Origin of the sequence: Streptosporangium sp. NPDC020072 (genome assembly GCF_040631445.1) — a bacterium.
Classification (GTDB): domain Bacteria; phylum Actinomycetota; class Actinomycetes; order Streptosporangiales; family Streptosporangiaceae; genus Streptosporangium.
The window spans coordinates 202,238-215,851 of the sequence record NZ_JBEYAB010000003.1 but is presented as its reverse complement, the minus strand read 5'-3'; the positions used below and the strand labels follow the sequence as shown (position 1 = coordinate 215,851).

The following is a 13,614-nucleotide window of genomic DNA, read 5'->3' as shown; positions in this document are numbered from 1 at the left end:
CGATGACCACGACGGATGAGACTCAGGCGGCCCGTCCCGCGGGCCGCCCCCGCAGCGCCAGGGCAGAGAAGGCGATCATTGAGGCGACCCTCGATCTGATCAGCGAGAGCAGCGGCCTCGGTGAGCTGTCGATCGAGGCGATCGCCGCCCGCGCGGGCGTCGGCAAGACGACGATCTACCGCCGATGGTCCAACAAGGAAGATCTGCTCGTCGACGCCCTCGCCGCCCTCAAGGCGCCACTGCCCGCGCTGGCGGGCAGGTCGCTGCGCGAGGACCTGGTCGCCTGCGCCGAGGTCTTCCTGCAGGAGGCGCGCAACGCGCGGTCGCGGTGCGTGATGAACATCGCGATGAACGAGACCGAACGGCATCCCCGCCTCGTGCAGCGCATCCACCAGGCGACCATCGCGCCGCGCAGGGCCGTGCTGACCGCGCTGCTGCAGCGTGGCATCGCGACCGGCGAGCTGAGGGCCGACCTCGACGTGCCGGTCTCCATCGCCTCGCTGATCGGGACCGTGGTCTGGTACGTCAGGGGCTTCGGCCCCGATCAGGAGGATCTTCCCGAGGGGACCGCCGAGCGGGTCATCGACCATCTGCTCGTCGGCATGTCCCCTCGCTGATCCCCGCCTCACCCCCAGGCCTCACCCGGCGGGCAGGGCGCCGATCCGTGCCCGCAGCCACGGGCGCACCAGGGGCAGGACCGTGGAAGGCTGCATGGCCCCCATGTGGTCGAGCCCGTCCAGGACCGTCACATCCCAGCCGAGGGCCTCGATCTCGGCCCGCCGCCCGGCGACCGCGCTCGCGATGCCCACACGCACCCCGCCCCAGCGCTCGCCGTACTCGATGTCGTCGGCCGATCCGACGAAACAGAGCCTGGGGCAGGTGATCCGGGGCTGGGCGGCCAGGTCGTCGAACCCCCGCAGTTCCTCGTACAGCGTGACGAACTGCCTGGTCTGGTCCGGCGACAACGTCACCTCGACCGACGACCAGTCGTCCTTCTCCGGCGGCCCGGAGGGCTTCTCGGCGGCCTCTCCGGTGGCTTTTTCCACGGCTTTTTTCGAGGCTCCGGCGAGCGCCATCTCGTGGGTCGCCGTGGTCACCCGCAGCATCTCCGCGTACGGCCCGCCGAGTGGCGGGAAACCACCCATGACCAGGGCGGACAGCCGGTCGGTCCTGAGCGCGAGCTGGAGTCCGCTCAACGCGAGCCAGGAGTAGCCGTAGTAGGCGAAGCGGTCGGCCCCCGCGGCGTCGGCGACGGCGAGCAGGTCGCGGGCGATGTTGGCGGGGGTCAGGGTGCCGGGCTTGGGGTTGGCCAGGACATGGTTCTCGTAGTCGAAGGCGACCACCGTGAAGGCGTCGCGCAGGCCCTCGATGAGGGAGCGGCCGAGTGCGGGGTCCGTGCCCCAGGCGCGCATCGCCTCGGCCTGGGGCCCCTCGGCGGGGAGGGGGTTGACGGGCAGCAGCAGGACGGGTCCCTCGCCGTGGACCTCCACCTCGATGGGACTCGCGTCGTGCAGGGTCACCGTGGGCATGGGCGTCTCTCCGGTTCTTGCAGCGGCGGCGGGAATTCCGTACGCCGTAAGGAGTTGATGGGCGCAAGAATAGCTTATGCCGTAAAGAGTTGCTGCCCGGGATGCGGAAACGAGTTCGCCGCCGCCCCGGGCCGGGACGACGGCGAACGACCCGCCTCACGTCACGAGGTGGTCAGCGGGGTCTCCTTCCGGTCCTCGGAGACCACGTGGGCGTCCGGGCCGGGGAACACCATGGTCTCGTGCTCGTCGTGCTCCCAGTGCACCATGTAGGGCGGGGAGCCGTCCTCGTGGACAAGCCCCACGACCACACCGATCCGCCGGGTCTCCCCGTGCCGGGTGCCCTCGACGACGAGCCTGTCACCTACCTTTGCCTTCATCTGATCTCCCCCTGTCTCCTGGATTCCGGCGGGCCGCCGAGCGCGGGCGGACGGGTGGAGGGGAGTCGACGGCGCCCGCTCGCCGCCCGCCGGACCACCGCGGCCGATCTCAGCCCCCTCCCCGGCCGCCGGTGACCCTCCCTGCGGTGATACCCACCCCGCAAAGCTCATGCACGGCCCACCGGAGTCGTTCAGGCAGGTCAGAGGGGAGTCTCGCGCCAGCGGTTGGTGATCGGCAGACGACGGTCGCGGCCGAAGTTCTTGGCCGTGATCTTGGGGCCCGGGGGATACTGGCGGCGCTTGTACTCGGCCAGGTCGACCAGGCGGATGATCCTGGCGACCAGAGCGGGGTCGTGACCGGCGGCGACCAGCTCGGCCGATCCCATGTCCTCCTCGACGTAGTCGTGCAGGAGGGGGTCGAGCACGTCGTACTCGGGCAGGGAGTCGGTGTCACGCTGGCCGGGGCGCAGCTCCGCGCTCGGCTCCTTCTCGATGGAGTTCTCCGGGATGGGCGGGCGCGCGAAGCCGTACAGGAACTCGCCCGACCTGCCCGCCTGGGCGTTCCGCCAGCGCGACAGCTCCCAGACCAGGGTCTTGAGCACGTCCTTGATGGGCGCGAAGCCACCGGCGGAGTCGCCGTAGAGGGTGGAGTATCCGACCGCGAGCTCGCTCTTGTTGCCGGTCGTCAGCACCAGGTGACCGTGCTGGTTGGACAGGCCCATCAGGATCATGCCGCGCACCCTGGCCTGGAGGTTTTCCGCGGCCAGCCCGGACAGCTCGATCTCCTTCTCGAAGGCGTCGACCACACCGGAGATCGGGACGACCCTGGAGTTGATGCCCTGCCGTTCGACCAGCTCCCTGGCGTCGCTCAGGGAGTGGTCCGAGGAGTAGCGGGAGGGCATCAGCACCGCGTGCACCCGCTCGGGGCCGATCGCGTCCGAGGCGATCGTCGCGGTCAGCGCCGAGTCGATCCCCCCGGACAGGCCGAGGATGACCGACTGGAAGCCGTTCTTGCGCACGTAGTCGCGCACCGCGAGAACCAGTGCCGAGTAGACCTCCGCGGTGTCCTCCATGGGCTCGGCGACCGAGGGCGCCAGCGGCTCGTACGGTTCGAGCGAGCGGGCGGACAGCTCGATCCGCTCGACCGTGATGACCGTCCCGTCGCCCGCCTCGGTCTCGAAGGTCCCCAGGCCGCCGAACCGCGCCTCGGGCAGGTCGAGATCGACGACCAGCAGCTCCTCGGCGAACTTCGCGCCCCGCGCGACCAGCTCACCCGAGGCCGAGACGACCAGCGAGTCACCGTCGAAGACCAGCTCGTCCTGGCCGCCGACCTGGTTGACGTAGAGGAGGGCGCAGCCCGCCTCCCTGGCCCGCCGCGCGACGAGCTCAAGCCGCACGTCGTCCTTCTCCCGCTCGTACGGCGAGGCGTTCGGCGTGATCAGCAGCCCGGCGCCCGCCTCGGCGACCACGGCGACCGGCCCGCCCTCCTGCCACAGGTCCTCACAGACGGCGATGGCCACGTCCACCCCGTGCAGCCGGAAGATCGGCAGCCGGTCACCGCGCACGAAGTAGCGGTACTCGTCGAAGACCCCGTAGTTGGGCAGGTGGTGCTTGGCGGTCCTGACCACGACCCGGCCCCGGTGGATGAGGGCCGCGGCGTCCAGCGGGGCCCCCTTCGGCAGGCCGAGCCTCGGGGAGAGGTTCGCCCGGTCCACGTAGCCGACCACGACCGGCATCTCGCCGAGCCCCTCCTCGGCCAGCCGCGTCGCGAGGGCCTCGACGGCGGCGAGCGAGGCGTCGACGAAGGACGCCCGCAGCACCAGGTCCTCGACCGGGTATCCGACCAGGGACATCTCGGTGAAGACCGTCAGATGCGCGCCACGCTCGGTGGCGCGCCTGGTCCACTCGACGATCCTGTCGGCGTTGGCCGCCAGGTCGCCGACCTCGGGGTTGGTCTGGGCAAGGGCGATGCGCAGTTGAGCCACGTGTCCCACCCTATTGGGGCCCCGCCCTCCGGCGCGGCGGGGGCCGTACGGGTGGGTCAGCCGATGACGCTGAGCAGGCCGAGGTTCTTGGCCTGCGGGATCTCTCCCACGCGCTGGCTCACCTTGTAGGTGTCGGGGTCGAGCACGACCCAGGTGTTGGCGCCCTTGCCCTTGACCCGGACCACGAGGGTGCCGTCGGTCAGGAACCTGGCGCCGATCAGCGTGCCCCGCACCGGGATGGGGATCTTCCTGCCGGTCCTGGTGTCGTAGAGCGACGGGGTGTAGGACAGCGGCCAGGAGCCGTCCCCGCCGGGGGCGTTCTTGCCGATCGTGTTCACCACGACCCGGTCGCCGTTGGGGGACAGACCGTCGACGTGGTTGGCGAGCCGGATCCCGGGGACCCTGGTCGAGACGTGCGAGACGGTGTTCAGCAGGTAGACGCCGTCGGTGTTCCCGGCGTATCCGGCGAGCGTCCTGCCGTCGGCCGACCAGGCCAGGTGGCACACGCCCGCGGTCTTGCCCGCGATCACCGGCCTGCCGCCGCCGGCGCCGACCAGCGCGACGGTCGCCTTGTCCGAACCGCCCTTGGTCACGTAGGCGATCCGCTTGCCGTCCGCGCTCCAGGCGGGGGTCAGGCACGGCCCCACGTAGGCGGCGTTCGTGGCGACCACCTTGTCGCCGGCCGCGCTCTTGACGTGCAGGCGCCCCTTGCCGTCGATCCAGGCGACCTTCCCGCCGCCGGGCGCCGCGGCGAACTGCCCGGCGAAGGAGGAGCCGCCGACGGCCAGCTTGCTCAGGCCCCCCTGCTGGGTGACCACCTCGACCCCCGCGCCCTTGTAGCCGAAGAAGACGGCCCCCGGAGTGGTGGCGGCCCGGGCGGGGGCGGGGACGGCGGCGACGGACACGACGGTGGACGCGGCGAGTACGGCGCCGACGGCCAGGGCCAGGTGCTTCACGCGAAACTCCTCGGATAATTTCAGCAACGCCATGTCAGACACGCGGGAGCACCGGAAAGTTCACACTCAGGCGGCGGAGATCGGCAGCACGGCCTCGACGACCGTACCGCCTCCCGGCGCGGCGCCGATCACGCACGTCCCGCCCAGCTCCGCGGCGCGCTCACGCATCGACAGCAGGCCGACGCCCGCACGGCGCCCCTCGGGCAGCCCGCCTCCGTCGTCCTGGACGCGGACGACCAGCGACTCGCCCCGGCGCAGCGAGACCACGGCGGAGCTGGCGCCCGCGTGCTTGCGGACGTTGGTGAGCCCCTCCTGCGCGATCCGGTAGGCGGCGACCTCGGTGGCCGCGGGCAGGTCGGACAGGTCGCCCTCGGTCTCCACGGCCACCTCGGGCCCGCCGTCGGCGGCCAGCGCCCGTACGGCCCCGGCCAGGCCGAGCTCGTCGAGGGTCGGCGGGCGCAGGCCGTAGACCAGCTCCCTGATCTCCTGACCGACCGTGTCCATGCCCTCGCGCAACTCGGCCAGGAGCCGGTCGGCCGAGGCCGGGGCGGAGCGCAGGCTGATCCTGGCCATGTTGATCGACATCGCCATGTCGGTCAGCGCGTGGCCGAGCCCGTCGTGCAGGTCCCGCCGCAGGCGCCTGCGCTCCTCCTCACGGGCGGTGAGGATGCGCTCGCGGGAGCGCCGCAGGTCGGCGGTCATCGTCACGGCGTGCACCACGTCCGCCACGTACGGCGTGACCACGGCGATCAGCCGGTCGTTGTGGGCCGCGGCGAACCTGCGGGGGCCGGGCGCGCCCAGCAGCAGCCGTCCGACGGGCTCGCCGTGCCAGACCAGCGGTACCACGCGGGGGGCGGGTCCCAGCAGGCCGATCTCGACCCTCCTGCTTCCCGGGGCCCGCGCCTCGACCGCCACACCGGTGACGCTCAGGCCGTCCTTGACGGCCGCGGCCACGGCGGCCAGCGCGTTGGCGGGCTCGGCCTGGCCGACCTCCCTGGTCAGCCGGGCGGCCAGGGCCGCCGGATCTCCGTGCGTGCCGTACATGAGACGGTCGGCCCAGCGCCTGAGCATCCCGCGCAGCGGGTGGAAGAACACCCCGGCGAGCAGGGCGGCGGCCAGGCCGCCGATCCGGTCGTAGCCGGACAGGGCGAACCCGGCGATGGCCCCGGCCCCGAAGTAGACCACGCTGACCGCGGCGATCAGCCCGGCGGCCACGAAGGCACGGCTGATCACGGTGTCGATGCCGTACAGGCGGTGGCGCAGCACGGAGAAGGTGATGGCGATCGGGATCAGCCCGGTCCACACGGTGGCCGTCAGGACCCAGTCCTTCCCGGCGAGCATGCAGACGATGTAGACGGCGAACGCGCCCAGCGGCCAGGCGATCTGGCGGCGCATCACCGGGTCGGCCCGGCGCAGGCGCAGCACCAGGGAGAGCATCGCCAGCACCGCCATGCCCATGATCATCCCCAGCATGACGTTCTGCAGCGCCGCGTTGTACGGCCTCAGCGCCTCGATCGCCAGCGGGTTGGGCAGCCGGGCGGGCAGCGGGTAGCCGTCCAGGGGCGGTGTGGGCCGTACGACCAGGCGGAACGCCTCGACGGCCATCACCACGCCCGTCAGGACCACGACAGGACGCCAGCGCCGGGAGGGCAGCCTGCCGTCGGGGGAGTAGAGCGGCAGCAGGACCGCCAGCGTCAGCCCGCCGACGGCCCAGCCGATCCCGGCGGCGTAGCGGTATGTCCCGGCCGCCATCAGGTCGCCCTGGGCCCCCGAGCGCAGCATCAGGGCGGTGCCCAGGACGTTGACGGCGCAGGCGATCCCGCCTACGCACATCAGCCACGCCGCGGGCGGGCGGGACCGGTGGGCCAGCAGGAAGGCGCCGACCAGCGGGAAGGTCAGGGCACACGACAGGTCGGGGGAGACGAGCAGCCCGACGCCCCACTCGGACGGCAGGTCCCAGGTGACCACCAGCGCGGCCACCGTCAGTGCGGACGCGGCGGCCGAGAGCGCGATGACCACCAGGCGCGGCCGGGAGATCGCCCGCCGCCCCCGCGCCGCCCGTCCGGGCACGTCCACGGCGGGGGCCGCTCCTGGGACGTCGGGGGGGCGGCCGGGAGGTGTCTCGACCGGCATCGTCACCTGCCCACGTCACCCGGGTTGACCAGGCCCGACTCGTATGCGGCGACGACGAGCTGGGCGCGGTCGAACAGTCCCAGGTGGTCGAGGAGCCTGGCCACCGACTGGGCGACCGACCGTTCCTGGACGGCCAGGGTCGCCGCGATCTGCCGGTTGGTGAGCCCCCTGGCGATCAGTTTCATCAGGTCGAGGTCGGCGTCACCGAGACCGGCGAGGCCGGGGGGAGCCGAGGGGTTGGCCCGCCCGGCGAAGCCCGCGATCAGGCGGGTCGTGACGGCGGGGTCGATCAGCGCGTCACCGGCCTGCGCGGCACGCATCGCGCTGATGAGCTGCTCCGGCGCGGAGGTCTTGAGCACGAACCCGCTCACCCCGGCCCGTAGCGCCGCGTAGAGGTTGTCGTCCGTGCCGAACGTGGTCATCATGATCACCTTCGGCGGGGCCTCGTCGGACAGGATGCGCCGCGCGGCGGTCAGGCCGTCGAGACGGGGCATCTGGATGTCCATCAGCACCAGGTCCGGGTGGGTCTCACGGACGACCGTGATGGCCTGTTCGCCGTTCTCCGCCTCACCGACGAGGTGGAAACCGGGCTCGCTGTCGAGCACGACGCGCAGACCCGTGCGGACCAGGGCCTGGTCGTCGGCCACGACCACGCGCAGCGTGGGGGCGGCGGGAAGGACGGGGGCGGCGGGCCGTACGGTGACGGTCTCCCTGACGGACGGCGCGTCCCCGTGCGGATCCAGGTGGGCGGCCTGCGAGAGCATGTCCGATTCGAGCCGTTGCAGGGTCGCGCCGAGATCGAGGCCGAGCTCCTCGCGGAGCGTCGTCCTGGCGCGCCGGAGCGCTCCCAGGGCGTCGCCCTGCCTGCCGCCCCGGTAGAGCGCGAGCGCCAGCAGCCGCCAGGCCTCCTCCCGCAGCGGGTGCGCCGAGACGTGCGCCTCCAGGTCGGCGACCAGCGCGCCGGAGCGGCCGAGCGCCAGCCCCGCGTCCGCGCGGCGTTCGAACGCGATCAGCCGCAGTTCCTCAAGGCGGCCCGCCTCGGTCATCGCCCAGGGCAGGTCGGAGAACTCGGCCAGCGCCGGTCCCCGCCACAGCGACAGGGCCTCTCCCAGCCGTTTCCACACCGTCGCGGGGTCGCCCTCGGTCTTGACGGCGTCCTCGAACATCCAGGCGTCCACCTGCTGGGCGTCGGCGCGCAGCGCGTACCCCGGCGGCGCCGAGACCAGCACCTCCGCCTCCTCCCTGGGGGCGCGGCCCGGTTCGAGGGCGCGCCGCAGCCGCGAGACGTATCCCTGTACGGTTGACAGGGCCTGAGTGGGGGGTTCGCCCGGCCAGAGCTCGTCGATGAGCATGCTTACGGGCACGGCGCGACCGCCCGCGACGAGGAGGCGGGCCAGTACGGCCATCTGGCGTTGGCCGCCTAGATCGATCACCGTGTCGCCGTGGCGAGCCTGGAACGGTCCGAGAGCACGAAATATCAGCATCGCAGGGTAAGCGTAGGGCTAGCAGGGCTAACGTCATACGGTAATACCCACCATCGTTCACATCCTGTGAGAAATCACCAAAGATCAGGTCTCCGCGTTCGCGTTCAACGGGAGCACCGCCTCGACCACCGTCCCGCCCTCCGGCGGTGAGGTGATCACGCAGGTGCCGCCGAGTTCGGCGGCCCTCTCCCGCATCGACGAGAGCCCGACCCCGGAGCGCCTGCTCGCGGGCAGGCCGATGCCGTCGTCGCTCACCCTGACGTTCAGGTGCTCTTGCCCGTCCCGGTCCGGTGCGACCCGTTCGAGGACGACCCGCACCACCTGGGCCCCGGCGTGCCTGGTGACGTTGGTGAGCGCCTCCTGGACGATCCGGTAGGCGGCGACCTCGACCGCGGCGGGCAGCCCGGCCGGTTCCCCGCTCACCTCGACCCCGGGGCCCGCCATCTGCCTGACGGCCCCGGCGAGCCCGAGGTCGTCCAGGGCGGGCGGGCGCAGGCCGTAGACCAGGTGCCTGATGTCGCTGGTCACCGCGTCCATGCCGGAGCGAAGGTCGCTGAGCACGCGTTCGGCGGCCTCGGGGGAGGTGCGCAGCGAATGCCTGGCCATGGTGATGGACATGGCCATCCCGCTGAGCGACTGGCCGAGCCCGTCGTGCAGGTCCCGCCGCAGGCGGCGGCGCTCCTCCTCCCGGGTGGCGACGATCCGCTCGCGGGAGCGCCGCAGCGCGCCGACCAGCCTGACCGCGTGGGCGGCGTCGGCCACGTACGGCGTGAGCGCGGCGATCACCCGTCCGTTGTGCGCGGCGGGCAGCCGCCTGGCCCCGGGCGGTCCGATCAGCAGGTCGCCGACGTGCCCGCCGTGCCAGACCAGCTCGACGTCGCGCACCACCTCCCGCAGCTCGCCGACCGTCACCTCCGCGGGCCCGCCGCCCGGGAAGCGCACCGCGACCCCGGTCACCGCCAGGCCCTCCCGGAGCACCTCCAGCGCGGCGACCAGCCCGCCGGCGGGATCGACACGCTGCAGGCGCCGCCGTAGCCCCTCGGCCAGCGCCACCGGGTCGCCCCTGCTGCCGTAGAGCAGGTTGTCCGCGCCGCGTTGCAGCAGACGGCGCAGCGGATGGAAGAACGCCCCGGCGCAGAGCGCGGCGAGCAGCCCGCCGACCGGGTAGACGTCTGACAGGAACAGGCTGGAGGCCGCGCCCGCCGCCATGTAGACGCCGCCGATCACACCGACCAGCCCCGCGCCGACCAGCGTCCGGGTGACCAGTGTGTCGATGCCGTAGAGCCGGTGGCGCAGCACGGAGAAGGTGATCGCGGCGGGGATGAGCAGGACCGTGAACGAGGTCAGCCACCACAGGGGGTTGCCGACCACCCAGGGGATGATCACGGTGGCCATCGCCAGCAGCGGCCACAGGATCTGCCTGCGCTCCTCCAGCCCCGCCCGCCGGAACCGTACGGCCAGCGAGACGAAGGCCAGGACCATCGCCACGTTGCCGAGGTACTCCATCAGCAGATGGGCCTGCCAGGGGAAGGTGGAACGGTCCCGTGTCTGAGGGATCAGGAACTCGGCGCGCAGCGTGTCGACGGTCAGCACGACGACGGTGAACCAGATCAGCGGCCGCCAGCGGCGGGAGGGCAGACGCCCGTCCGGGTACAGCAGCGGCAGCAGCACGCCCAGCTGCAGGATCGTGAGCTTCCCGCTCACACCGGCGACCGTCCAGATCTGCTCGGGAAGGCCGAGGTGCCCGACCGCGTTCAGCAGCGCGAGGTTCGTCGTCAGGCTGTTCAGCGCCGAGCACAGCCCGCCCAGGCACAGCAGCCAGCCGATCATCAGCCGGGGCCGCTGGAACACCAGCAGCGCCCCGAAGATCGGGAAGGCACTGCCCGTGACGTCCTCGGGCGCGAACGGCAGTGGCGTGTAGGAGGGCTGCGGCAGTTGCGCCGTCACCCAGATGTTGCCCCATTCCATGGCCACGGAGACGGCGGCGATCAGTACCGCCGAGATCCGCGCCCTGACGGGCGTCACCGTCGGGAAAACCCGGCTCAGCCCACGCATCGCCTCGGCCCTTCCATGTCGTGCTCAAAAGGACCTTAACCGGCACGAACCACAAAAGAATCAACCAATGATCAACGTGAGAACCTCCCCTTCACGCCCCGGCGCGCCGGGTGAGGGGAAGGCCGCCTTTCGCCACGCGGGTGCGGACGCGGGCGAGGGCGGCGCGAACCTCACGCCGTGACGTCGTATCTCTCTGACTCAAGGAGCCATTCGAGCTGGGCCCTGGGCGCGGTGAGGAAGGCGCAGGCGACCTTGCTGGCGTTCCTCGCCTCGACGGGTGTGAGCCCGAACTCGTCGAACAGTCCGGGCAGCCGGCGCGCGGCGGCCCGCAGGTCCTCGGAGCGCTCGGCGATCCGGTCGTTCACCCAGGCCACGGCCTCGGCGTCGGACAGGCCGAAGGCGTGCGCGGCGACCATCACGTAGTTGTGCACGTCACCGTTGGCCCGCTCCTTGTGGTGCGAGGCGACGTCGTTGCACCAGGCGGTGACGTCGTTGCAGGCGTCGACCAGCGTCCGCCAGGTCCGGCACTCCCGCAGCTCGGCCGGGACCTCGACCCCCAGGCACGGTTCGACCAGGTCGAACAGGTAGGGGCCGACCGTTCCCCTGCGCAGCACGGGGTACTCCGTGATCGAGGGCACCCGCCCCGCGCACCGGTTCTCCGCCTCGGTACGGCACGCCACTCCCTGGGCCGCCAGCCCGTGGGCGAAACGTTCCCGCCAGCGGCGGCTCATCCTGGGGGCGGTCGCCCCCCACAGGTCGCGGAAGGCCGCCTCGACCGGGGAGACCCCCTCGGGCCTCGGCGTCCTGACCGGGAGCGGGGACGGGATCCGCGTCATGACCGGTGCCGAAGGCCTCGGCCGTGCGGCGGTGAGCGACGCCGTCATGGCCGTTCTGGCCGCCTGCGTCTCACCGTGAACGGCCTCCGCGGTGTGGCGGACCAGACGGGAGAAGGTGGCCTCCACGATCCCAGCCGCCCGCCCGGCGGGTTTCTCGTCCCACTCGTCGTCGAAGTGGAACAGCCAGGTCAGCCATTTGGCGAACAGGAGTGTCGACTCGGTGCCGAACCCGGCGAAGGCGCGGCCCGCCATCCGGTCGAAGCGCGCGAGCACGGGAGTCTCAAGCCCGATCTCGCGGGTCCAGTCCGCCAGTGAGGCCGTGATCCGGTCGATCGAGGCGTGCATGCGGCACGGGGCGGCCATGACCGGAACCCGGTCGACGAGGGGCAGCAGCAGAGCCGCGGCGACCGAGGAGGCCCGTCCACCGGTCCTGGTCGCCGTGTCGATGACGGACACTACAGCGAACCGCCGGGCCGGGAGGGGAGCGTGTAGTAGGCCCTGGTCGCCTCGACCAGCTCGCCGACCGAGACCCCGCGCTCGTGCTCCAGCCGCTCGAAGGCGGTTTCCGCCTCACCGCACGGGGCGCCGAACGCGCTCAGCAGAAGCCGGAGCTCGGCTGCCTCGACGACACCGTCGCCGTCGGTGTCGCACATCTCCGCGACCGCCTCCGCGGCGGGGCGGAGCACCGCGTCGAATCGCGCGTCCTCGGAGAGGACCGAGGACATGCCGGTTCTGAACTCCTCCGGGGAGATGGCGCCGTCGCCGACCTCACCGGAGAGGGCTCGCCAGACCGACTCGAACCCGTCGACCAGTTTGCTGCCCGCGGCCGAGGTCGGCGACTCGCCGAAACCGACCAGGATCAGGGCACCCAGGCCGAGTAGGTCGTCACGCTCGACCCGCCCGTTGCCATCGGCGTCCAGTTGCCCGAAGGCATGATCCAACCTGCTCTTGAGAAGCTCTGTGCTCATCCTACACCTCCACGTTACTTGTGGGACACAGGCGGTTACTCTAGGTGACGATAGCGACGGGATTCCAGAAGTCCCTCCAGGTAAGCCCTTGGAATCGTCAAGAAGGCACAGGCCACCTGGATCACCTCACGGGAGGCGTCCAGGCCGAGGCCGTGGCGTCCGACGAGCGGGGGCAGGACGCGGGCGGCGGCCCACAACTCCTCCATGCGCTCGACCACGCGGTCGACCGCCCGGGCCTGGGCGCCCTGCGGGAAGGCCTCCGCCCGCGCGGCGGGAACCGGAGGAACGGGCGGGCAGGACGGGGCGGCCACGACCGGCAGGCGACCAGTCAGCAGGGCGTCACACCAGGTCACCACGTCACCGCCCGCCTCGGTCGCCGCGCGCCATCGGCGGCTCTCCTGGAGCGTGGCGGGCACCTCGACCCCGAGACACGGTTCGGCCAGGTCCAGCAGCTGCCGCCCGAACCCCGCCCCGGCCGGTACGGCGAGCCCCGAGACGAACCGCTCGCGCCACCTCCGGCTCATCCCGGGAGCGCAGGACCCCCACAGGTCGGCGAAGGCCCGTTCGACCGGAGCGTGCCCCGGCTCGCCGCCCCCGGCGACCGCGAGCACCCCGGGAAGAGCCGCGGGTTGGCGGCGCAGCCGGGTCAGCAGGGTCAGCCAGCGGGCGAACAGCGTGGCCGTGCCGGTGTCGTGCCGGGCGAACGCCCGCCCGGCCAGCCGGTGGACCTCCTCCGCGGGGTCGGCGTCCAGGCCGGTCCTGCGCGCCCAGTCGATGACCGCCGCCTCGATCCGGTGCGCGGACGGGTGCATGGGGCAGGGCGCGGACAGCGCCGCCAGCCGTTCTCTGAGCGGGACTCCGGGCGGGACCGCCCCCCGTGGCGCGTTGAGCCGGGTACGCATCGTTCTCCCCCAGAAGGACGTCGGCGGGACGTGGTGTGCGAGGGCAGGGCCGCCGGAGGGCGGAGCCGGGAGCCCGTCACGGCCCGGGGTGTCCCACCTCGCCGTGGCGCGGCCGCCGCGGGCCATCGGGACGACCGTTCGGATGATCGGCCGTACGGTGTCCCCGATCCCGGCCCGCCGGTGCGCGCGGGCCGGTGGCCCGCATTGTTTCGCCTGGTCACCACAGGTTCCAGCACCTCTCGCGCCGGGCGTGTCCCGCTCTCGCGGCGACCTTTCGCCGCCTCTGCGGGGCCGTACGGCGGGGGCGGGGACACGAAGGGACACAACGGGTGACACAGGAAGGGCGGGAAAGGGGCGAAACGGCGTCTCGCCGCCTTCTCCGTAACGTG

11 protein-coding genes are annotated in these 13,614 nt (G+C 72.3%); 1 reads left to right on the top strand and 10 read right to left on the bottom strand.

Features of this window, described 5'->3' with window-relative positions:
* Positions 1 to 2: 2 nt before the first annotated feature.
* Positions 3 to 617 carry a TetR/AcrR family transcriptional regulator gene (locus tag ABZ470_RS07330; protein WP_352008786.1) on the top strand — a complete coding sequence of 205 codons (615 nt, stop codon included), beginning with the start codon at positions 3 to 5 and terminating at the stop codon, positions 615 to 617.
* Between the two features lie 21 nt (positions 618 to 638).
* On the opposite strand, the gene ABZ470_RS07325 is transcribed toward ABZ470_RS07330, so the two are convergent.
* The 10 genes from ABZ470_RS07325 to ABZ470_RS07280 all read right to left on the bottom strand — a co-directional run bounded on the left by ABZ470_RS07325 (position 639) and on the right by ABZ470_RS07280 (position 13,225).
* A complete protein-coding gene (locus ABZ470_RS07325) occupies positions 639 to 1,529 on the bottom strand; it encodes an alpha/beta hydrolase (protein WP_362910577.1) in 891 nt (296 codons plus the stop codon).
* A gap of 161 nt (positions 1,530 to 1,690) precedes the next feature.
* A complete protein-coding gene (locus tag ABZ470_RS07320) occupies positions 1,691 to 1,906 on the bottom strand; it encodes a DUF1918 domain-containing protein (protein WP_352008788.1) in 216 nt (71 codons plus the stop codon).
* 200 nt (positions 1,907 to 2,106) lie between these two features.
* The gene (locus tag ABZ470_RS07315; protein WP_352008789.1) at positions 2,107 to 3,891 is read right to left on the bottom strand and encodes an NAD+ synthase; all 1,785 of its coding nucleotides are present in this window, start codon (positions 3,889 to 3,891) and stop codon (positions 2,107 to 2,109) included.
* Between the two features lie 56 nt (positions 3,892 to 3,947).
* Positions 3,948 to 4,847, bottom strand: coding sequence for a hypothetical protein (locus ABZ470_RS07310; RefSeq protein WP_362910575.1), 900 nt, complete (start codon positions 4,845 to 4,847; stop codon positions 3,948 to 3,950).
* A gap of 66 nt (positions 4,848 to 4,913) precedes the next feature.
* Positions 4,914 to 6,923 carry a sensor histidine kinase gene (locus ABZ470_RS07305; RefSeq protein ID WP_362910573.1) on the bottom strand — a complete coding sequence of 670 codons (2,010 nt, stop codon included), beginning with the start codon at positions 6,921 to 6,923 and terminating at the stop codon, positions 4,914 to 4,916.
* 59 nt (positions 6,924 to 6,982) lie between these two features.
* The gene (locus tag ABZ470_RS07300; protein WP_352008792.1) at positions 6,983 to 8,413 is read right to left on the bottom strand and encodes a BTAD domain-containing putative transcriptional regulator; all 1,431 of its coding nucleotides are present in this window, start codon (positions 8,411 to 8,413) and stop codon (positions 6,983 to 6,985) included.
* A 135-nt stretch (positions 8,414 to 8,548) separates the two neighbouring features.
* On the bottom strand, positions 8,549 to 10,519 hold the full coding sequence (locus tag ABZ470_RS07295) for a sensor histidine kinase (protein WP_362910571.1): 1,971 nt from the start codon (positions 10,517 to 10,519) through the stop codon (positions 8,549 to 8,551).
* 170 nt (positions 10,520 to 10,689) lie between these two features.
* Positions 10,690 to 11,811, bottom strand: coding sequence for a terpene synthase family protein (locus ABZ470_RS07290; protein ID WP_352008794.1), 1,122 nt, complete (start codon positions 11,809 to 11,811; stop codon positions 10,690 to 10,692).
* Entirely contained in the window at positions 11,811 to 12,323 is a 513-nt protein-coding gene (locus ABZ470_RS07285) for a hypothetical protein (protein WP_352008795.1), read from the bottom strand. Before ABZ470_RS07285 ends, ABZ470_RS07290 begins: the two co-directional genes overlap by 1 nt.
* A 35-nt stretch (positions 12,324 to 12,358) precedes the next feature.
* Positions 12,359 to 13,225 (bottom strand): hypothetical protein, encoded by an 867-nt coding sequence (locus tag ABZ470_RS07280; protein ID WP_362910568.1) that lies wholly within the window; start codon positions 13,223 to 13,225, stop codon positions 12,359 to 12,361.
* Positions 13,226 to 13,614 lie beyond the last annotated feature (389 nt).

Bases quoted from the DNA above. Each gene is read 5' to 3' on its own strand.
- ABZ470_RS07330 (WP_352008786.1), top strand. From the start codon at position 3: ATGACCACGACGGATGAGACTCAGGCGGCCCGTCCCGCGGGCCGCCCC.
- ABZ470_RS07325 (WP_362910577.1), bottom strand. From the start codon at position 1,529: ATGCCCACGGTGACCCTGCACGACGCGAGTCCCATCGAGGTGGAGGTC.
- ABZ470_RS07320 (WP_352008788.1), bottom strand. From the start codon at position 1,906: ATGAAGGCAAAGGTAGGTGACAGGCTCGTCGTCGAGGGCACCCGGCAC.
- ABZ470_RS07295 (WP_362910571.1), bottom strand. From the start codon at position 10,519: ATGCGTGGGCTGAGCCGGGTTTTCCCGACGGTGACGCCCGTCAGGGCG.
- ABZ470_RS07285 (WP_352008795.1), bottom strand. From the start codon at position 12,323: ATGAGCACAGAGCTTCTCAAGAGCAGGTTGGATCATGCCTTCGGGCAA.
- ABZ470_RS07280 (WP_362910568.1), bottom strand. From the start codon at position 13,225: ATGCGTACCCGGCTCAACGCGCCACGGGGGGCGGTCCCGCCCGGAGTC.